15 protein-coding genes are annotated in these 20,938 nt (G+C 58.6%); 6 read left to right on the plus strand and 9 right to left on the minus strand.

Annotated features, from left to right (window positions below; translation table 11 throughout):
* Window positions 1-484, minus strand: a 484-nt coding sequence (locus GC177_02155; GenBank protein ID MBI1274758.1) for a hypothetical protein, incomplete at its 3' end; no start/stop codon positions are given.
* A 67-nt stretch (window positions 485-551) separates the two neighbouring features.
* Between GC177_02155 and GC177_02160 the strand changes: the two genes are divergently transcribed.
* Entirely contained in the window at window positions 552-1,283 is a 732-nt protein-coding gene (locus GC177_02160; GenBank protein ID MBI1274759.1) for a hypothetical protein, read from the plus strand.
* A 12-nt stretch (window positions 1,284-1,295) separates the two neighbouring features.
* On the plus strand, window positions 1,296-1,901 hold the full coding sequence (locus tag GC177_02165) for a hypothetical protein (protein MBI1274760.1): 606 nt from the start codon (window positions 1,296-1,298) through the stop codon (window positions 1,899-1,901).
* Here the strand turns inward: GC177_02165 and lptB are convergent.
* The 4 genes from lptB to GC177_02185 form a co-directional block, all read right to left on the minus strand.
* Window positions 1,898-2,890: an LPS export ABC transporter ATP-binding protein gene (lptB, locus tag GC177_02170; protein MBI1274761.1), complete on the minus strand. Its 993-nt coding sequence runs from the start codon at window positions 2,888-2,890 to the stop codon at window positions 1,898-1,900. The two genes, GC177_02165 and lptB, sit on opposite strands and share 4 nt — an antisense overlap.
* Window positions 2,891-3,051: 161 nt before the next feature.
* On the minus strand, window positions 3,052-3,630 hold the full coding sequence (gene lptA / locus GC177_02175) for a lipopolysaccharide transport periplasmic protein LptA (protein ID MBI1274762.1): 579 nt from the start codon (window positions 3,628-3,630) through the stop codon (window positions 3,052-3,054).
* A complete protein-coding gene (gene lptC, locus GC177_02180; protein ID MBI1274763.1) occupies window positions 3,627-4,328 on the minus strand; it encodes an LPS export ABC transporter periplasmic protein LptC in 702 nt (233 codons plus the stop codon). Before lptC ends, lptA begins: the two co-directional genes overlap by 4 nt.
* A 9-nt stretch (window positions 4,329-4,337) precedes the next feature.
* Complete coding sequence (locus GC177_02185) at window positions 4,338-5,360, minus strand: KpsF/GutQ family sugar-phosphate isomerase (GenBank protein ID MBI1274764.1); 1,023 nt, start codon at window positions 5,358-5,360, stop codon at window positions 4,338-4,340.
* Between the two features lie 216 nt (window positions 5,361-5,576).
* On the opposite strand from GC177_02185, the gene GC177_02190 reads away from it, so the two are divergent.
* A complete protein-coding gene (locus GC177_02190) occupies window positions 5,577-7,997 on the plus strand; it encodes an HAD family hydrolase (protein MBI1274765.1) in 2,421 nt (806 codons plus the stop codon).
* A 178-nt stretch (window positions 7,998-8,175) separates the two neighbouring features.
* On the opposite strand, the gene GC177_02195 is transcribed toward GC177_02190, so the two are convergent.
* From GC177_02195 to secA, 4 genes are all read right to left on the minus strand, one after another.
* Complete coding sequence (locus GC177_02195; protein ID MBI1274766.1) at window positions 8,176-10,134, minus strand: amino acid permease; 1,959 nt, start codon at window positions 10,132-10,134, stop codon at window positions 8,176-8,178.
* Between the two features lie 204 nt (window positions 10,135-10,338).
* Complete coding sequence (gene arsC, locus GC177_02200; GenBank protein MBI1274767.1) at window positions 10,339-10,683, minus strand: arsenate reductase (glutaredoxin); 345 nt, start codon at window positions 10,681-10,683, stop codon at window positions 10,339-10,341.
* A gap of 16 nt (window positions 10,684-10,699) precedes the next feature.
* Window positions 10,700-11,548 (minus strand): hypothetical protein, encoded by an 849-nt coding sequence (locus GC177_02205; GenBank protein MBI1274768.1) that lies wholly within the window; start codon window positions 11,546-11,548, stop codon window positions 10,700-10,702.
* A gap of 65 nt (window positions 11,549-11,613) precedes the next feature.
* The gene (secA, locus tag GC177_02210) at window positions 11,614-14,358 is read right to left on the minus strand and encodes a preprotein translocase subunit SecA (GenBank protein ID MBI1274769.1); all 2,745 of its coding nucleotides are present in this window, start codon (window positions 14,356-14,358) and stop codon (window positions 11,614-11,616) included.
* A 160-nt stretch (window positions 14,359-14,518) separates the two neighbouring features.
* Here secA and GC177_02215 point away from each other — a divergent pair, with 160 nt between their 5' ends.
* The 3 genes from GC177_02215 to GC177_02225 all read left to right on the plus strand — a co-directional run bounded on the left by GC177_02215 (window position 14,519) and on the right by GC177_02225 (window position 20,879).
* Entirely contained in the window at window positions 14,519-15,124 is a 606-nt protein-coding gene (locus tag GC177_02215; GenBank protein ID MBI1274770.1) for a hypothetical protein, read from the plus strand.
* 69 nt (window positions 15,125-15,193) lie between these two features.
* Complete coding sequence (locus GC177_02220) at window positions 15,194-19,063, plus strand: hypothetical protein (GenBank protein ID MBI1274771.1); 3,870 nt, start codon at window positions 15,194-15,196, stop codon at window positions 19,061-19,063.
* A gap of 79 nt (window positions 19,064-19,142) precedes the next feature.
* Window positions 19,143-20,879 carry a hypothetical protein gene (locus GC177_02225; protein ID MBI1274772.1) on the plus strand — a complete coding sequence of 579 codons (1,737 nt, stop codon included), beginning with the start codon at window positions 19,143-19,145 and terminating at the stop codon, window positions 20,877-20,879.
* Window positions 20,880-20,938 lie beyond the last annotated feature (59 nt).

Below are 20,938 nucleotides of genomic sequence, written 5' to 3' on the forward strand. Positions count from 1 at the left end.
CCAGCGATTCGCCCAGATAACCCTTGTCGTCCAGCGTATCGATGAGATACAGGCCGATCATCCGCGCCGTGCCCTCATCCACTTCCATGATCCACTGGTTGCGCAAATGGTCCTTCAAACTTGGGTTCGGGTTGGCCTGCTGGGAGAGCGGGTCCATCGCATCTCCCCCATCGCCATAGCCCATATTGGCGCCGCTGGTGCCGCTATCCACTTCCCAGTCGTCATAGCTGCGGTCGTCGCCGTCATAGGCATCGTCCCCGCCATCCGCCTCGCTCTCGCCGGACGCTTCACCCTCACCGCCGCTTTCCTTGCTCTCCCAGCCTTCCTCGGCATCGTTGGTCAGAATGGGGTTTTCCGCCAGCTGCCCGGCCACGAAGGCTTCCAGCTCCAGCGAATTCATCTGCAACAGCTCGATGGACTGGCGCAATTGCTGAGTCATCACCAGCTGTTGTGCTTGTTTTTGCTGAAGTTTTAGCTCGGCCATGGTTAATTATTTAACGAATCTGTAATGTTGAGCAGGTATGAGTATCTATCCTTACCATGAGTGCGCCATGCCGTCACCATCCCAAAAGACTTATAACCAGTATCGCGAGTCGGAAGCCACCACGGCCAACCGCACCCTTTTGAAGGCCTATGTGGAACTGCTGAAAAGCGGTGTGGCGCTGAACGCGGAGAATGTGGACCAGATATTCGATCTGATGAAGGAAAGCTGCGAGAAGCAGGTTGCCTTTCTTGAAACGCGCGGGCAGGGCAAGGCCCCGTTTCAGTATAAGAATGTGCAGGAAGCGAAAGCGCAGCTTTCCACCCTCCGTGCCGACCTGGAAAAACTGGGCCAAAATCCCGGCGCGGTGGAAGGCGTGGAATTTCACCGCACCATGGAGCGCTACCTGCTCGGCATGAAAGATGCCATCGCAGCCGTGGCCAATGAGAAAATGGGCATGAGCGGCTATGGCGCGCTGGGCCTGGCGGGCATTGCAACATTGGGTTTATTCTCCGGCGGCATCGGCACGGTGCTTGCGGGCGGTATTGCCGCAACCGATGCCCTGCTGACGCTGGCCAGCGCCGGTTATGCCGCCGCGCGCCAGGGCAGTAAAATCAATTTCCTGCATCAGATGGGCAGTAACGAGGTGGGTGAGGCCCTGCGCCTCAACCTCGCCATCATCAACGACGCCACCAGGGAAAAGGCAAGCGCGCTGATGAAAAAGGACGAACCCATCATCGAGCAGGCAACGGGTGAGCACACCCAAACCCTGTTTGATACATCCACCTTGCTGAATAAATAACCGGAGCGATAAATGACCGTTGGCCATGATTTTACTTTGACGGACAAGGAATGCGAAATCGCCAGCGCATTAGGGAGAAACTCCAACGACAATACGCCCGTTATTTTAACGATGATGCTACTCCTCAAGAATGCGGCTCCATTATTTTATGAGGCATTGATGGAGCTTTCCGATGAATATATCGAGCAGGATACAGACTCGCAGGCATATAATGTGATGGATTCGGAAAGGCTTCGGTCCCTCTTTGCAGAGTGCGGCATCGATATCGAAGGCATGCTGAGGGATTGGCAATGGAAACAGGAGACCGCCAGCGTGTTGCTGGGCTATACGCCGGTTCAGCTGGCTCCCACACCGCGTGACCACCTAAACCATAGTCTTCATGGCCTGACAGGTGCGGTGCAGGCGCTGTATAAAAACAGCGAATCCGGCCAGACGCTCAATGCAGAGAACATCTTGCTGGGTGATGAAAAAACGTTGGGTGATACGTTGCCTGACCTGCTGGCCCAGAATGAACGCCATATCGGCGGTTTTGCGCTGACACGGTTTGAACCCGGCACGGCCAAGCTTGTGGATGCCGCCATCGTGCAGCAGGAATCCCCAGCCTTTTATCGCGTCTAAAGGCTGAACCGCTCGCCCAGATACACGCGGCGCACATCCGCGTCATTCACGATATCCTGCGGTGATCCTTCAATCAGCACCGTGCCTTCATGGATGATGTAGGCGCGGTCAATGATATCGAGCGTCTCCCGCACATTATGGTCGGTAATCAGCACGCCGAGGCCGCGATGCTTCAGGTGGCTGACGATCTCGCGCACATCGTTCACCGCAATCGGGTCGATACCGGCCAGCGGCTCGTCCAGCAGCATGAAGGACGGACGCGATGCCAGCGCGCGGGCGATCTCCGCACGGCGGCGCTCGCCGCCGGAAAGGGCGATGGCGGGCGTATGGCGCAAATGGCTGATGGAGAATTCCGCCAGCAGCTCCTCCAGCATGGCCTGGCGCACTTCGGGGCGGGTTTCCGTCACTTCCAGCACCGCCATGATGTTGTCTTCCACCGTCAACCCGCGAAAGATCGACGCCTCCTGCGGCAGATAGCCGATGCCGAGCCGCGCGCGCCTATACATGGGCAGTTTGGTGATGTCATGCCCGTCCAGCGCAATGGCGCCGTAATCCGGCCTGATGAGCCCGGTGATCATGTAAAAGCTGGTCGTCTTGCCCGCGCCGTTGGGGCCGAGCAGGCCGACCGCCTCGCCCCGCTGCACTTCCAGCGAGATGTCGCGCACTACCGGCCGCGTGCCATAGCGCTTGCCGATATTATACACACAAAGCCCCGAACGCCCGGCAATCACCTCCGGCTGAAAATGCTGGGAGGGGTTAGACGCCGGCGAACGGATCGCACCCGCCTGGGGATGTTGGGGCTGCGCGTGAATAGGCATGGCGAACCCGTTGCCGGTCACACGCGCCCGTGCCTGAGGGCTGGCCTGAAATGGCTTGTTCGCCGGTGCGGTGCGCACATGCGGCGCGGCGAACGGCTGATTATCCTCTTCCTCGCGCAGCAATTCTTCCATGCTGCGCCGCTTGGGCTTGCCTTTCAAGCTGCCTGCCATCCTGTTGGCGAGCACATCGAGGATATCTCTGATCATGGACATAGTATGGAACGCCCGGCGCCAAGCCGCAACCTTTATGCGCTTGGATAACAAAATGGTAATGGGGCGGTTTACTTAAACCCCGCCAGCCTCTCTGGCAAGCCTATTCGGGGCCTGCAAGGCTATTGCGGAACAAACAGACCTTTCACCCGGCCGCCTTTGGCGCCGTTGGCCGCCGGGCTGCCGCCGCTCACCACGCGGCTGTAGCCCGTGGCGGTGTTATATTCCAATGCGCTGCCTTTCAGCACATTCTGCCCCTGCGTCAGCACCACGTCGCCGTAAAGGCGCATCACCTTCTGTTCCACGAAATAGCTTCCGCGCTGGCCGCGCGCATTTTCCTTGGGCGTGCTGATCAGCACATTACCTTCCACATCCACCTGCTGAATGCGCTGCGCATCGCCGCCCGCGGCCTGTGCGTCCTTGGCGGGGGGGGTGGCGGCCGCCTTGTCATCCGGTGCGCGGTAAAGCACCACCATTTTGTCGGCATTGATGGTCGTTTCGCCCTGCACGGCCACCACCTTGCCGGTGAAAATGGCCTGATGCTTATCCTGAAACACTTCCAACTGATCGGCGGTGATTTCGATGGGCTTGTTGCTGTCATCGCCCTTTTTGCCACCCGGCGCACCGGGAAACTGTGCCTGTGCCGTTCCGGCCAGAAAGGCGGCCAGAGCCAGGGCGGTCATGCGGGTTTTATAGCTCATTGATTCCCATCCATAGTAAGCGTCACGTGCACATTGGGCGCAAAGCGGATGATACCATCCTTGCTTCTCAGGTCAAAGCCGTCGGCGCGGATGGTGCCCTGCAGGCTTTGTCCCTGCACCGGCTTGTCGCCGTGCAGATGGTTGCTGGCCACATCGACGAATGCTTCCTCGGTGTAAAAGCTGATGCCGCTGTCATAATGCAGCTGCACATCGCCATTGAGGGTGAGTTTCTTTTCCTTGATTTTGATGACCCCGGTTTTCGCCAAAACGGAAACCCAGTGCCCGTCCTTCAAATTCATGTCCGCCTGCACGGTTACCAGTTCCGCCATTTCTGGCGAGGCCTGTTTCGCCTGTGCCGCGGTCACCACATAGGGCTGCCCTTCGGCGTCCACACCTTCGAATTTGGGTTTCACCATCACCGGCGTGCCTTCCTTATGCTCCACGGAGGAGAAGGCGAGGTTGAAGCGGTTCTTGTCATGCTCGCTGTAGGCCACCCAGCCGAGTGCCACCAGTGTGGCCGCCGCCACCAGCGCCAGGCAGAGCTTCACCAGTTTGATGACCTTGCGCCGCACACCGATAGTGCCCACATTCGCGCGCGGTTTGGGAATAAAGGCCGAAAGCCCGAGCTCATCCAGCAGGGAAGGCTCTTCGTCCCATCCCTTATCCTCGCGTGGTTCCTTGCGCAGCGGTTCGTTCACGCCATTACCTTATGCAATGCCCGCACGCAGCAGGTCATGGATATGCACCAGCCCTTTCAGCGCGCCGTCCTCCGCCACCAGCAGGGAGGTGATGGATTTCTCGTTCATAATCGCCAGGGCTTCGGTCGCCAGCGCCTGCGGGCGGATGGTGCGCGGCCCTTTGGTCATCACGTCGCCTGCTTTCGCCTTAATCAGCTGCTCGCCCATGTGGCGGCGCAAATCGCCATCGGTGATGATGCCTTCAATATGGCCCCCCCTACCATCAAGGTCGCCGTCCACCACCACGGCGCAGCCGAAGCCTTTCTGGCTGATTTCTACAATCACTTCACTCATCGGCGCGGCCGGTTTCACTTTCGGCAGGCTGTCATCGGCATGCATCAGGTCCTGCACGCGCACAAACGCCTTGCCCAGCTTGCCGCCCGGGTGGAAAATGCCGAAATCCTCGGTGGAAAAGCCTTTCAGCTGCATCACCGCCACGGCCAGCGCATCGCCGAGCGCCAGCATCATGGTGGTCGACGTGGTCGGCGCTTTCACCGGGCTTGCCTCGGGCGTTTCCGGCAGCACCAGCGCCACGCGGCTGGCATCCACCAGGGCGGAGCTCTTCCGCCGCACCATGCCGATCATCGGGATGGAAAAGCGCGTGCAATAGGTGATCAGGTCGTGCAGTTCCGCCGTTTCGCCGGAATTGGAAAGCACCAGCGCCACGTCTCCCGGCATGATCATGCCCAGGTCGCCATGGCTGGCTTCGCCCGGATGCACAAAAAAGGCGGGCGTGCCGGTGGAGGCGAAGGTCGCGGCCATCTTACGCGCCACATGGCCGCTTTTGCCCATGCCGCTGGTGATGAGGCGGCCTTTGGCCTCGGCAATCAGCCGCACCGCGTCGGTAAAATGGTGGTCCAGCTCGTTTTCCAGCGCCTTGAGGCCCTCTATTTCCTGCTCCAGCACGGCGCGTCCCCAGGCAAGGAGCTGTTCGGTATCGGCCTGGCCGGGCGAAAGGGTAGGGGGTGTCATGCTGCGGATACCTGGTTTCATAATGCCTCGCGCGGGCGGAATTCCTTATGTTGAGGCTGTCATAGCAAAAACTGGCCTCTCAAACAATCAAAGCCGGAATCTAAATTCATTAACGGCGATATTGCAAATCACTCTCATTTAATTTACTGCTTTTCACATCATTGTCACATTGGCTTTGTAAATTTTGGGCAGCATTCCTTTGCAACGGCCCGTTGCGACCATCCCCCGGCGGATAACATGACCGAACCACACCATCACGACCACGACCACGATCACGATCACGACCACGACCACGATCACGATCATGCGAAAAAACCGCCATTGACCGACATCGTCGCGCGGGAGGAAGCCCGCAGCCAGTTCATGCAGGTTTTCTCCGTCATCACCAACTCCGCGCGCGCCCTCATCAACACGCCGCTGTCGCTGCTGGCCTCGCCGCTGTTCAACCGCGCGCCGGGCGTGCAGAATTTCGCCAATAACCTCCGTTCATCCTCTTTCCTTTCCAGCCCCTGGTATGCCGAAGAAGCCAAGCTCGGCTACGGCGGCATCGCCGGTCTGGCCGGTATGGGTGCACTGGGCGCCATCGCCACCGGCACCGTGCTGAAGGACGCCCCCTCCATCGTCAAAAAAGCCGTCAACCTCATCACCACCCTGCCGATGATCGAACGCATTCTCGGGCCGGACTGGTACGAGACCTCCGGCCTGGAAGCCCGCTTTCACAAACATGAAGAAGACGGTCACGACCATCATCATGGCGGCCATGAAGGCCATCAGCATGGCGGCCAGATCGGCGGCATGGACATCCCCGATTTCGCCATGAACACCGCCACTGGCGCCCTCTGGTCCTACGGCCTGGGCACGGATAACAGCAAATTCCTTTTCAGCTCCGCCCTGCTGACGGCGCTTTTCGCCGGTTCCGGCGCCACGGAAGACATGGTCATGTCCCGCTCCGAGGCCCTCGAGGCCCTCAAGCAAACCCTGCCGACAGAGGCTCAGGTGCTGGAAGACGGCAAGCTCGTGACGCGCTCCACCCACACCCTGCATCCGGGGGACGTCGTCATGGTGCGCGCGGGCGAGGCCATCCCGGCGGATGGCGTGGTCCGCAAAGTCGACGGCAAAGGCTACGTCAACACCCAGATGCACACGGGCGATGAACTCGACACCGTCATCCAGCCCGGCAAGCCCATTCTTCAGGGCTCCATGATCAAAGAAGGCGTCTATACCGTGGAGCTGACCGCCAGCCCGCAGGAATCCCGCCTGCAAAGCCTCATCACCAAAATTGAAGATGCACCTGCTGCCATAACCGAAAGCCGGTTTGAAAAAGCAACAAACTGGTATGTATTCGGGCTGCTGGGAGCAGCTGGCGCACAATTCATTCATGCGCTCCATCATGGTCACGGTCTTGGCAAGGCCATTGAAAAGACACTGCAGCTCATCGTCAAGGGCGCGCCATGCCCATTGGGTGCGGCGCCGCTGGTGCGCAAGGCCACCACCGGTCGCCTGGCCGCGGAAGAGGGCATTTACATCAACGACCACGAAAAGGCCGAGGCCCTTCCCAACGTCAAGCGCATGTATTTCGACATCGTCGGCACGCTGGCTGATGACCGGCTGCAGGTGCTCGGCACCCCCGCCGCCTTCGATCAGCAAGGCAACGCCAAAACCTTTTCCCCCGGCATGCTGGAGCGTCTCGGCATGGCCGAAACGCTGGTGAACCACCCCAACGCCCGCGCCATTGTGGATTACGCCAAAGCCAATATCGAAGGCTTCGCCTACAACGAATTGCGCGACAATAACGGCTTCGAGGCCGACCCCGGCAGCCGCGGCATGAAAGCCATTTTCGATGGCCACACCGTCATCGCCGGTCGCCCTGATTACGTGCAGGAACAAGTCGGCCGTCACCGCCCCATGCCCGCCAGCGTGCAGGCGCAGCTGGATGCGATGGAAGCAGCCCATCAGAAGCCTGTGTTGCTGTTCGACAGCGAAGACGGCTGGGCCGTGATGGGCTTCGGCAACCATGTGCGCGAACATGCCGCCGCTACGGTGGATGCATTGAAGGCCATGGGCATTGAAGTCGGCATCATCACCGGCTCTTCCCCCGCCTATGCCAGCGAGATCGCCCGCCAGCTCAATATCGACCCCGCCCTGGTCTATAGCAACGCCACCGGAAGCGAAAAGGCGGCTATTCTTGATCGTGATAAAGCCACAGGCATATTGCCTGGCTTCGTGGGGGATGCGTTGAATGATTCTGAAGCCGTGAAAGGTCACTTATCTTTTGCTATCGACAGTGGCTCTTACGTGACTAAAACCCATGCTGCGGTCGTCACGCGTGAGCTGGAATCCATCCCGCCGCTGCTGCACCTGTTCAAGAACCTCAATGGACAGATCAAGCTCATGTATGGCGGCGCCGCCACCTGGATGACCGGCCTTATCGCCAGTCACCCCTTCATCGACATGGATACCGGCGTGGCCGCCGTGGCGCACGAATCCCCGACCCTCGGCCTCACGGCATGGTCGGCAGGCGTGCAGCCCGACCGCAACATGAAAACCTTCCGCGCCGAACGCGATGCCCTCGTACACGGCAAATGGGACGAGGTGATCGCCGGCAACGCCAAGGACCAGCAACAGGCCCAGCAACAACTGGTCACCAAAAACGCCTAAAACCATACTGGAGCGCAGCGACTGGGTGCGACCGCACTCCGCGCCTTATTGGCGCGTAATAGCGAGCAGCGCGAGCCAATAAAGAAGTGGAGCGCAGCGACTGGCCCATTGAGGGCCCGCGCCTTATTGGCGCGTGATAGCGAGCAGCGCGAGCCAACATAAACTGCCTATGAAGGTCTTAGACCTTCATAGGCAGAATCAACATGCTCTCGCCCCGCACATTCAACCGGCGCTGAAGGATATAGGCCGTCTGGTTATGCAGGATCTGCGTCAGCGGGTTCTCGTTGTCGAACACCAGCTTGGTGCCGAAATATACCACATTGGGAAATTCGCGCGACACGCGGTTGGTCAGGTTGGTGAGCTTATCCACCAGGTCGGTGCCATAGCCGAGATACGACACCGCCGGTATTCCCTGCCGGTGGCAGAAATCCTCATAGCGCTTCAATGTGCCGCGCGCGCTTTTCTGCATGGTGCTGAGGTTATCCTCTTCGTTCACATGGGTGGAGCCCACTTCGCCCACGCTGATGAACACGAAATTCTTGAACGTCCCCGGGAACATGCGCTGTATCTGCCGGAATGCATACACGCCCGTGGAGGAACATTCACTCACCAGCACGGCTGCCGTGCGCGCCTGTCGGTTGACCTTGGGGGCGGGGGCGAGCTCGTCATGCTCGGGCAGGGCATATTCCACCTCGCGGTCTAAAATGCCCTCATACACGCGCATGTAATGGCGGTGAATCAGCCAGCCCACAATAATGACGCTGGAGGTGATGCCGATGGTGATCCAGCCGCCATGGCTGAATTTTTCCACCAGCGTCACCACAAAAATCGTGGCGCAAACGGCAAACCCCGTGCCCGCGATGCCGAGCCGCAAAAATCGCTGCGGCGCATCCTTGCTGCGTATCCAGTGCACGCACAGCCCCGCAAGCGCGAGCGAGAAGGTAAGAAACACGTTGATGGAGTAAAGCACCACCAGCACATGCACCGCCCCGCCGGTAATCACGATGGCCCCCATCGCCGCCAGCCCCATCAGCACAATACCGTTTTTCACCACCAGGCGGCTGGAAAGCGAGCTGAAGAAATGCGGCATCCAGCGGTCGGTCGCCATGCTGGCCAGCACCTGCGGCCCGGCAAGAAATCCTGTGTTGCTGGCCACCAGCAGCAGCCCCGCCTCGCATATCAGCACAATGGAAAGCAGCGCCCCATCAATCTGCACCCCGGCGATTTCCCACCCGTCCATGATGCGCTTGAACACGGTGGCGTTCAGCGTTTCGCCATGCACCTTGTTCACGTCCCACAGCAGGTAAAGCATGATGATGCCCGCGGCCATGAAGGCGAGCGAGCAGGCCACCAGCGCCATGGTCCACTTGCCGCTGGTCACACGCGGCTCGGCCAGGTTCTGCACGTTGTTGGAAACGGCCTCCAGCCCGGTATAGGTACCCCCACCCAGCGAGAATGCCTTGAGAAACAGCGCCACCACCACCATCCAGCCCATTTCCTGGCTGAGGCCCTGCGTGTCTGTCACCGCGTCGGAAACAAGGTTGCCGAGCCCCTCGCGATGCGCAAAAACGCCCACCAGAATCAAAATGGCATGCGTGACGACGAAACTGAGGAAAATCGGCATCAGCACGGCGATGGATTCCTTCGCGCCGCGCAGGTTCAGCCAGGCCAGCACCACAATGGCGGCCAGCTCCATCGGCATTTTGGCCCCGTGCCAGCCGAAGGGCATCATGGAAAACAGCGCATCCGTAGCGCTGGCCACCGAAATGGCGATGGTCAGCACATAATCCACCACCAGCGCGGAACCGGAAATCAACCCAACCCCATTGCCCAGCAGCGAGGTCGCCGCGCGGTATCCGCCTCCGCCATTGGGAAACAGCTCAATCACCTGCGTATAAGCCAGCGAGATAATGCCCACCGTCAGCATGGTGGCAAGCGCCAGGTAAATGGCCAGGCTCGTGTGGTTGCCCAGCGCGACGAACGCTTCCTCCGGTCCGTAACAGGCTGAAGACAGCCCGTCCGCCCCCAGGCCGATCCATGCCATCAGCGCCACCAGGGTCATGCTGTGCCGGGCACGCCTGTCCATCGGGTTGCGCGGCGGGCCGAACAGCATCTTGGTAATCTTGGATACTGGCATGGCTGATACGTGGCTCTGTATTGTCGCTGCATGACGCAGCCATAAGACAAGGTGTAGAGCCAAAGCTCCTAACGAAAGGTTAGCAGGCGCAACGCATGAAAAACCGGCGGATGCCGCACTGCAAAAAACATCTTTTCCTTAGCACCATTTACGCGTGTGAATCATGCGATTATGGCATGGCTCATATGCATGCTGCTGGCGGACTTACAGAAGCTCCTGCACCGTTTCGGCCGGGCGGCACAGCTTCGCCCCTTTCGGCGTGATCACAATGGGCCGGTTCATCAGCGACGGATGCTCCTCGATCGCCTCCAGCAAAAACCTGTCCGGCAATCCCGGTATGCCAAGCTCCAGCTCTTCATACAAATCGCCCTTGTCGCGCAGGATGTCGCGCGCGCTCACGCCCATCTTTTTCACCAGCGCTTCAAGCTCCTCATAGTCCAGGGGATGTTTGAGATATTCGATCACCTTCGGCCTGTGACCGGCTTCTTCAAGCATCGTCAATACCTTGCGCGAGGTTCCGCAATTCGGGTTATGGTAGATGGTGATCATGCAAAGGCTCCTGATGCTATCTGCGTGTTTCGGCGGCCTCATGGCCTGCTGCACGTTCCTCTTCAAAACGTGCCAGAAGTTTCATGCGTCCGCCAGTGTTATAATATTTCTCATGAGGCTCCAAGGCGCGCTGGCAGCGCTCGCTGAGGGAATCCTCCAGCTCTCCTGTCACGGAGAGTCGCTGGATACGCGCATCCATGCGCTCCTGCAGCAGCAGCTGATAGGGAAGAGGCGGCGCATCCAGCATGCGCACGGTTTCCGCCGGGCGCAACAGGTCAAAATCCACCGGCATGTCGTAGCAATATTGATGCACAAACGCCTTGATGAGAATCAGCGCGGAAATGAGGTCGTCCCCGTAACCCAACCTGAACACGGCATAATCGCTATCCTCCTCAAAGGAGGAAACAATCCTGCGCGACCGGTCGACCAGCCCTTCCAGATAAAGAAAAAGCGGCCACCGGGCGATGGCCGGTAAGGCCTCCAGCTTCTCCAGCCGTAAGTTGATCGCCTCCACTTCATTCTGCTGCTCGGCCTGTGCCCTGTCATCATGCCGCGCTTCGTGAATGAACAGCGCGGTCAGTTGACGTTCCGTCAGCAAATCCACCAGCTCAATGGGAAACAGAATGGCATGCCTGTCGGCATCGGCAATGAAATCAGATGGATAAAGGGCGTCCTTCACCACATACACGCACGCATCATCCGCACCCGCCACGCCCTCTTCCGGATTCACATGCACAGGCACGGCGGCATGCAGCGGGCATGGGTTGCCATGCTCATCCACATAAGCGCTCATCTCCGCAATGGCGCGGGTGAGGCATTGCAGCAGGAAGAGCCTGCCATCCTCATCAATCGTCACGAAATCCATGATGCGTGCCCGTTATTGGAATAACCCGGGCTTAGCAGCCAAATATGACACAATGACGTGCAGGCTTAAGCCAGCACCCCGTGGCATTGCTTGTATTTCTTGCCCGATCCGCAGGGGCAGGGCTCGTTGCGCATCACACGGCCCCAGGTGGCGGGGTCTTTGGCGTCCGCCGTCTGGCTTGAAGCACTGCCTTTTTTGCGGCTTTTGCTGGTTTTCGGCTTTTCTGACGCTTCCATGTCGTCGGGCCCGAAATCACCATGATGCTCGTGCATGCTCGCCGCGCCAAATACCTGCGGCATTGGGGCTTCCTCCATGCGTTCGGTCACCACTTCCAGGCGCGCCAGGCGGGCCGTCACCACATCCTTCAGCTGCTCCAGCATGGTCTCAAACAGGGAGAAGGCCTCCAGCTTGAACTCGTTCAGCGGGTCGCGCTGGCCATAGGCACGCAGGTTGATGCCCTGGCGCAGATGATCCAGCGTGTGCAGGTGCTCTTTCCACAAACTGTCCAGCGCATGAATCAGCACGCGCTTTTCCGCCTCGCGCATGATGGCCGCGCCGTATTTTTCTTCCTTCATCTCCATCAGCCCATCCACGGCCAGGATGATGCGTTCGGCAATCTCACGGTCGGCAATGCCTTCTTCCTGCGCCCAGTCGGCAATCGGCAGATGCAGGGAGAATACGCGGAACACCTCCTGCGTCAGCCCGTTCACATCCCACACATCCGCGTAGGACCGCTCGGGAATGGCGGCCGCCACCAGGCGCTCCACCATGTCATGCCGCATCTGGACGATCGAATCCGCCAGGTCGTCGGTTTCCAGCACTTCCAGGCGCTGCTCATACAGCACCTTGCGCTGGTCGTTCATCACATCGTCGTATTTCAGCAGGTTTTTGCGGATCTCGTAATTGCGTGCTTCCACCTTCTGCTGCGCCTTTTCCAGCGCCTTGCTCATCCACGGGTGGGTGATGGCCTCTCCATCTTTCAGGCCCAGGCGCTGAAGCATCACATCCATGCGTTCGGCACCGAAGATGCGCATCAAATCATCTTCCAGCGACAGATAGAAGCGGCTGCCCCCCGGGTCCCCCTGGCGGCCGGAGCGGCCGCGCAGCTGGTTGTCGATGCGGCGGCTCTCATGCCGTTCAGTACCGATGATGAACAGCCCGCCCGCTTCCAGCACCTTTTGCTTTTCGGCTTCCACTTCCGCTTCGATCTTCTTGCGGAGCTTGGGCTCGGCGGCCTTCATTTCCTCATCGCTCTTGCATTTGGCAAGCTCTTCCACCAGGCGGAATTCCATATTACCGCCCAGCTTGATGTCCGTCCCCCGGCCCGCCATGTTGGTGGCAATCGTCACCGCGCCAAGGCGGCCCGCCTGCGCCACAATCTGCGCTTCCTTGTCGTGATGGCGCGCATTCAGCACCGTATGCGGGATTTTGCGCTTCTTCAGCATATCGGAAAGCATTTCCGACTTTTCGATGCTCACCGTGCCCACCAGCACCGGCTGCTTGCGCTTGTGGCAATCCTCAATGGCGCTGATGATGGCGTCGTATTTTTCCTTGGCCGTGCGGTAGATCTCATCGTCGAAATCCGCACGCTTCACCGGCACGTTGGTCGGGATTTCCACCACCGGCAATTTATAAATGTCCATGAACTCCGCCGCCTCGGTCATGGCCGTTCCGGTCATGCCTGCAAGCTTGGGATACATGCGGAAGTAATTCTGAAACGTGATGGAAGCCAGCGTCTGGTTTTCGTTCTGGATCTTCGCCTTTTCCTTGGCTTCCAGCGCCTGGTGCAGCCCTTCGGAATAGCGTCGTCCTTCCATCATGCGGCCCGTAAATTCATCGATGATGATAACCTTGTTATCCTTCACGATGTAATCCACATCGCGCGAGAACAGCTTGTGCGCGCGCAGGCTCTGGTTCACGTGGTGCACCACGGTCACATTCTCAAGATCATAGAGGTTGGATTCCGGGTCGATCATCCCCGTTTTTTTCAACAATTCTTCGATATGGGCGGAGCCTTCCTCCGTCAGCGTCACGCTGCGGTGCTTCAAATCCACCTCGAAATCGCCTTCCTTCAGCTTGGGGATAACCGCATCCACCTTCACATACAGCTCGGAATTATCCTCCGTCGGGCCGGAGATGATCAGCGGCGTGCGCGCCTCGTCCACCAGGATGGAGTCCACCTCGTCCACCACCGCGAAGTGGAACGGGCGCTGCACCATGTCCTCCAGGTCGTATTTCATATTGTCGCGCAGGTAATCGAACCCGTATTCGTTGTTGGTGCCATAGGTGATGTCGCACGCATATTCATGCTTGCGCATGGCGTCATCCAGCCCATGCACGATGCAGCCCACGCTCATGCCCAGGAAGTTATAAATCCCACCCATCCATTCGGCATCGCGCTTGGCCAGGTAATCGTTCACCGTCACCACATGCACGCCTTTGCCGGGCAGGGCGTTAAGGTAAGCGGGCAGGGTACAGACGAGCGTTTTGCCTTCCCCCGTCTTCATTTCGGAAATCTGGCCCCGGTGCAGCACCATCCCGCCAATCAGCTGCACGTCGAAATGCCGCATGCCATACACCCGCTTGGCCGCCTCGCGCACCGTGGCGAAGGCCTCCGGCAGCAGATCGTCCAGATGCTCGCCCTTTTCCAGCCGGGCGCGGAATTCCGCCGTTTTTCCCTTTAACTGCTCGTCGCTGAGCTTTTCAAACTCGGGCTCCAATGCGTTGATCCGGGCCACATCCGCACGCATATTGCGCACAATCCGGTCGTTGGAAGAGCCGAAGATCTTTTTGGCGAGGGCAAGTACCATGAGGGCGAGTCTTTCAAACAGTTTGCCTCGCTAGATAGGTGCAACCAGCCCGCATGTCAATTTAAGGGGCCCATTTTGAGCCTTAAAAATAATTAATCACCTTAACAAAACTTAAAAAATTAAGAGGTAAGCTGCGGCGAACCGTCCCAAAAGGCTTTTTATGGCGCAAGAACTAGCCCAACATGAAGATTTATATGCAACTGTCCGTGTACATAAACCGTCGGATGCCAGCGACCATGTCCTGCAGCGCTTGTTTGGTAAGGCGGTGGTGGAAAATGCCGGGACATTGGCCACCCTTTATGTGGGCAGCCTCAACGAGATTATTCTCGACGGGTTCGCCGGGCTTACCTGGGAGCATTTCAGCCGCACCAGTGGCGGGGCCGACAATGAATATGGCTTTTTCGGCCAGATACTGAGTCGCATGCATTATCAGCTCGAAACCACCAGCCGTGTAAAGCGCGTCGTACAGCCCTACGATGTGGTCAAGGCGCTGCTGGACGGCATGGATATCAGCGTCATCGACCGGGATCCCAACCTTCCGCCCGAGCACCCGGAATCCGGCCTTCCCAACCCACGCCTGTCGATCGATATTTTCCGCGACCACTGGGAACGGGCGATCGACCGTGTCTTTAATCAGTTAAACCCGGCGTTCCGCATTGCGGATATCTATCCGAACGTGCCGGGTTCCCTTGCCATTTTGCATATTATTGATTCACTGACCCCTCAAAAGGGCAATGATTTCGGCTCATATCTGGAAGTAAACTAGTTCGGCGATATTTATGCCCATGAAAAGGTAGAGCTGCGCAACATCGACCTGCTGGATGTTCGCGGGCTTGTGCATGGCTACGAGAGCGGCCGCGCTCCTGGTGCGGAAATATGGCTCGGCTCTGGTACGTTGCAGGTGCATGACGGTGAATACCTGACCACGCCTGGTTTATACAACCGCACCGTGGGCGAACTGTTCGGCCAGTGGCAACATACGGTGGTCAAGCGCGGCATCGTGGAAAGCGGCGTAAAGATCAGCGCCGACAAGGTAGACATCAAAACCTTTCTCCCCTCTAAAGACGGCTATTGGGACCGCACCATCCTCAAGGCCGATAAGACAGATGTCATTGTAAAAAATGCGCCATATGGCATTGAGAATGCAGAGATAATATCCCTCGAAGGTAGCGTTCTTCTGGGGTTCAACCGCACGGGCGAATCACCACCGATACAAGTTGGCGGTCACAGCAATCTGTTTGCCGCCGATGAACTCCGCATTAACGGCTCCTTGCATGACAGCACCATCAAATATCCCGTCGTAGAGATGGAAAAAACACAGGATGACCGCATCGATCGGGTGGAAATTCGCGGCGATATTGTAAATTGCAAGATATTCGACAGCTTTGTGCTGGATACCAACCGCATCATCAATTCGGAAGTGAGGGTGGATACATCTGTTACCGTCCGTAACGATCCGACCTTCTATTCGCGTAATGAGCAGGGCGATATTATCCAGGTCGTGAAGGATGATCCGGGCAATACAGTCGCCATTATCAATTCGGACATTGATATCATTGAGACCGAAGTGAACAATGCCCAGGCAGGCGATACGCAATTCATCGAAGTGCTTCGCGGCAACATTGTCTCCAGCAACATCATCGCGCCCGATGCCGATTTATGCATGGCCGATATTCATGAATACGAAGCCGATCCAGCAGCCCTGACGGAACCGCTGGGCGACATTCTCAATCCTGGCAGCAAACCGCGCACCATCAAGGTGATGATGATAGAGGCGAACAATCTTCACGGTCGTCATTCGGTGGAAACCTTCGGCCCGGTTATGCTGTCGGGCACGGCGAAGGGGGATGGAAAAAGCCCGTTGATGATGCTCCTCGGCGGCGACCTCGGCGTGGCGGGCGTCGCGCCGCTGCTGGCGCCGCGTAATGCCGACCCGGCCATTGCGCAGCCCAATTATTCCATGGCCTATGTCCAGGTGGAGTTGAAGGACGTCACGCCAAGCATGGAAATCGAAAGCGCCGGAAGTATCTACGGCTCCTATATCGGCCCGGAAGGGCGCGACAATCCGGCATGGATCGACATCAGCCTGACAAGCGGAAACGTAGAATCCTCCACCATCGAAACCTATGGCAATCTGTCACTGCCGCAGGGAAGCATCCTCAATTGCCGGACGGACGGCAACAAGGAAAAAATCATGGCCGCCGACGTCACGGCCTTATCCCTCAGCAACAGCGAAGTACATGTGCTTCGCTCCGCGGAAATCGGTACCATCGCTACTCAGCCTGCCGCCGGCGCACCTGCCCAGCCCTTGCCCGATGCGATGGATAAAAGCATCATCAAACAACATGAAGGGCGCGATTATTTTCTGGCCCACCAGCCGCCTCAGCCGCCGCAACAGGCGGGCGTCGCGCCACGCCAGGCCGAGGGCATCCGCGTGCATGGCAACGCGCTGCAAAGCGTCATTCACACACCCGATATGGATGTGACCGTCGACGGCGCATTCAGCGTGCAAGGCAATTGGGAATATTTCGGCAAAAACCGCAAAGGCGAATTTACAGGTACGAGCGGCCTCTATGCGCCCATTGCCGCGCAGTCATTGGAAGTGGGTGGCCGCCTCGACGGCATAGCCTCTCCACTGCAGGCTGGCGGAGAACTCGCCAATTGCGGCGCGGAAATCAGGCATCTGAAAGCGCAAGGCGCCAAAGGGCTGGTGATAACCGGCCTGGAATCGCTGGAGCTGCGCGGCGCTGGCGCCTCGTTGGAAGCCGCCGATATCACCTATGCCGATCCGGCTGCCGCCACCGGATTGGCGACCTTTACCGTCGAAGGGCCCATATCGGATGTCAGCCTCCAGCCCTCCGCCAATGTGGTGACCAAACCCAGCGTGAACGCAACCGGCCCCATCTCGCATTCCACGCTTGATTGCCACGATGTCACCGCCACGCATCTGGTGCAAAGCAGGATTACGGCCAATGCCGTTGAATCCACGGGGCTGGTGATCGATTCCGTCATTGATGCGCAAACCATCCATGCCGTCGATGCCGCCAACAGCACGCTGCAAAGCGCCACCACCACCCACATCGATAACGTAACGACGGATAGTGTGATCACGGCGGGCGAATTCCGCGCACGCCACATGCATGGCGGCCAGCTTCAGGTAACGGGCGCGGTGGAGCTGACCGGTGCGGATGCGCCGGCGCTGGATCAATACGCCGCCCATGGCGCGTCCTTGCCCGATTATCAGGCCCATCTGACGCAGGTTCGCGGCACCCTCGCGCCCGAAGCCGCCACCATCGACACCATCCATGCAGCCAGCTTAACCCTGCCGCCTGCGCTCACCCGTCTAACCGCCAACGATATTCAGATAACCACCGGCAATCTGGATGCCCAGGGCCTCACACTCACCGGCCATACCCCCCAGGATATGAACGAGCCCAGGCTGGAAGCGCCCTTCATCCATCTCGCGGCGATCCATGATATCCCTGTCGTCAAAGTGGGCGGCACGCTTCGCGCGGGCGATGTGACCGGCATCCGCACCCTTAACGCTCGCGGCAATGTGGAACTCACCGGCAACCTGACCGGCTCGGCCCTTCAGCCCGGCCAGACGTCGCAGCTGGTCGGCACTGACATCACCGCTGCCGGCATTCAGCGTATCGATAAAATCTGGGCACGCCAGAACCTTCATGCAAATGAATTGAGCGACTTCACCTGGTTGGTGGCGCATGATGCCGAGATTACCGGCGCAATGACCAACAAACCCGATGAAAAAAATTATGTTTTTGCGCAGAAACTGAACGCACCGCTGGCAGACCTCAAAAACGCCATGATCCTGCTGGACGGCGAGGGGCAGCAAAACCACATTGGCTCGGTTTCCGGCAGCACCGTCATCCATGCGCCATACATTCGCAACTGGCTGGAGGGCTTCCGGCCCGGTTACGGACAGTCAGCCAGCACGGTGCTGACCAAGTATTTTGTGGACGAATCCAATCGTCCCAATCCCACACCATTCTATAATTTCTGCCATGCTCTGGGGGTGGATAACCCCGCCCAGATACTTGAGAAGCTGGATATTACAGAGCGAGGACTGTCATCCGTCAATTTTATGGATGTGCTGAGGGCCCGTGCCTCCCTGTTCTTTGACACGGCGGAACCAGTGCTGCCCATCGAATGTTTTGAAGGGACACTGGACCCTAATGCGCAGATCGGCGCATTTGATCAGGCGGGTCTGGTCACGATCGACCATGCCGATCATCTCGATCTTCCAACGGGAGAGACGATTCAATCCCACCTTATCGGTCATCATTTGTCAGTGGATGACCTGGCCAATAGCTGCATCAACGCCCACATTCTAGACGGTGTGTTTGAGCCGCGCGAAGGCGGTGTGCTGGTGGAGCCGTTGAGCTACATGGCCATCGGGGCCGCGGGCGAACTGTTGGACGATACCACCAAAATGGCGGCATTCCGTGATAGCGATCAGCATCACGGGATGACAGGCATCGTTGCCATCAGCAAGGATGCGAACAATCCCTATCACTTCCCCGATAATCATTTGATCGATCAGGCGCAGGATGCGGATATGGATTATCTGCGTGAAGCATCCGTATTGCCTGCGGGCGCATTGGATCAATATGACCTTGTGATGCTCTCCATGTATGAGAGACTGGAGAAAAATGTCGGGGAAGAGCCGCATATTATCGGCGGCTAACCCCCTCTTGCTGCGTTACCCATTTGCCTAACGTCTTCGCATGCCTTATGTAATTCCCCAGAATAATTGGGGAGGCAACATGCGTATTGCACAGGTCACCATTTTGGCTGGCGTTTCTTGGCTTGCATTGGGGGTGGCGGCTCATGCCCAGTCCCTGCCGGATTTGAAATACCCGCCCGTGGATGATCAGCCCGCCAAGGTGGAGACCATTCCCCAGTCGCTGGTGGATGCTCTGAAGGCTGGCAGCGGCTCTCCTGCCAGCAAAACCGAGACCACCACCAAAGCTATCACCAAGGAAGCCGAAAAGCCGACCCTGCATCCGCAGAAGCCGGTAAAGCCCGTGGCGCCGACCGTGGCCAAACAGGCGGAAAAAGCAGCGGCCCAAGCCGTTGAGGCAAAACCCGTTGAAACAAAACCTGCGGAAACCAAGCCCTCCGCCGAGGCCAAACCGGTGGAAACCAAAACCCCGGTCCATACGGAAACCAAAACCGAAACCAAGCCGGAAGTGAAGGCCGAAGCACCCAAGGCGGAAGAGAAAGCCGCCGCTGCGGCCACGGCTGCCGCTGCCGGAGCCAAGGCCCCAGATACGAAAACGGTAGACACGAAAACGGTGGAGACCAAAAGCGCCCCGGCCACCACGGTGAAAACCGAGACCAAAACCGAAACGCCCGCCAAAACCGTGACCGAAACCAAAGTGACGGAAACCAAACCGGCGGAGACGAAAACCACCGAAACGAAAGTGGAAACGCCCAAGGCGGAGGCCCCGAAAACCGAAGCCCCCGCCGCTGCCAAGGAAGCACCGAAGGAAACCTCCTTCAAGGAACCGGGTTTCAAGGAAGAAGCTCCAGTCAAGCCGAAGGCTGCGCCCAAGCCCCGTAAGCATGTGTCGCCCAAGGCCATGTCAGTAGACGGCACGCCGGTGGCAAAAGAGATGGCGGCTCCCGCCGCCGCCACGGCTGCAGCGGAAGAAGCCGCCAAACCGAAGCACGCCCCCGCGGCCTCGGAAGAGAAACCCAAAACCGAAGCCCCCGTTAAACCCGCGGCGAAGACGGCAAACGATTACACGGTCATGCGCATCAATGGCAGCGAGGTGAAGGCCTCGCAGATCATGGGCCAGGCGCCGAACCTCTCGCTGATTTCCGGCGCGAAAACTTGGAACGACCTGAACCCGCCCGTGCAGGACGAAATCGCCAAGGCGTTGATTCAAAAAACCCTCCTGCTGGAAGCCGCCGACAAGGCCGTGCCGGATACGGACCCCGAATTTCTCCACGCCATGCAGATCGCCAAGGACAACGCACGCGTGCAGCTCTACCAGCAGCGTTACATGCAGGGCAGGCTGGATGAGAAATCCGTCAAAAATCTCTATGAAGAACGCGCCGATGCCTATGCCAGCGTGACCCCGGCCACCAATTTCGTGCAGTTCCTCACGCCCGATCAGGACCTGATCCAGAAGGTGCAGGAAGCGCTCTCCCAGGGGCGTTCCATCGCCGCCGTTACCCAGGCCTTCGCCAATAGCGGCCTGGTGGTGAGCGAGATGCCCAACCTCACGCGGGAAGACCTGCCCGACAACATGCAAGACGATGTGTTCGCCCTCACGCCGGGCAAATTCTCAAAACCCCTGAAGGATGAATTCGGCTGGCACATCTTCGCGGCCAAATCCAAAGGCAAGGCAAGGCTGGAGCCGATGGAATCCATGCGTCCGGAGCTGGAAACCCAGCTCGCCGTGCGCCGATGGGAAGAGCACCTGGCCGAGCTTCAGAAAAACGCGAAAGTGGAATATTTCAACCCCGACGGTTCCACCCGCAAACTTCCCTGATCCATCTCTCGCCCCAGCCTTCCGGATATCCGATCGGCACTGATTGCGCCGATGGAGAA

The organism is bacterium, from assembly GCA_016124905.1.
Classification (GTDB): Bacteria; Pseudomonadota; Alphaproteobacteria; order Rickettsiales; family RI-342; genus RI-342.

Bases quoted from the DNA above. Each gene is read 5' to 3' on its own strand.
- GC177_02205 (MBI1274768.1), bottom strand. From the start codon at position 11,548: ATGGATTTCGTGACGATTGATGAGGATGGCAGGCTCTTCCTGCTGCAA.
- GC177_02190 (MBI1274765.1), top strand. From the start codon at position 5,577: ATGACCGAACCACACCATCACGACCACGACCACGATCACGATCACGAC.
- GC177_02195 (MBI1274766.1), bottom strand. From the start codon at position 10,134: ATGCCAGTATCCAAGATTACCAAGATGCTGTTCGGCCCGCCGCGCAAC.
- arsC (MBI1274767.1), bottom strand. From the start codon at position 10,683: ATGATCACCATCTACCATAACCCGAATTGCGGAACCTCGCGCAAGGTA.
- secA (MBI1274769.1), bottom strand. From the start codon at position 14,358: ATGGTACTTGCCCTCGCCAAAAAGATCTTCGGCTCTTCCAACGACCGG.
- GC177_02160 (MBI1274759.1), top strand. From the start codon at position 552: ATGCCGTCACCATCCCAAAAGACTTATAACCAGTATCGCGAGTCGGAA.
- GC177_02165 (MBI1274760.1), top strand. From the start codon at position 1,296: ATGACCGTTGGCCATGATTTTACTTTGACGGACAAGGAATGCGAAATC.
- GC177_02225 (MBI1274772.1), top strand. From the start codon at position 19,143: ATGCGTATTGCACAGGTCACCATTTTGGCTGGCGTTTCTTGGCTTGCA.
- GC177_02185 (MBI1274764.1), bottom strand. From the start codon at position 5,360: ATGAAACCAGGTATCCGCAGCATGACACCCCCTACCCTTTCGCCCGGC.
- GC177_02215 (MBI1274770.1), top strand. From the start codon at position 14,519: ATGGCGCAAGAACTAGCCCAACATGAAGATTTATATGCAACTGTCCGT.
- lptB (MBI1274761.1), bottom strand. From the start codon at position 2,890: ATGGCAGGCAGCTTGAAAGGCAAGCCCAAGCGGCGCAGCATGGAAGAA.
- lptA (MBI1274762.1), bottom strand. From the start codon at position 3,630: ATGAGCTATAAAACCCGCATGACCGCCCTGGCTCTGGCCGCCTTTCTG.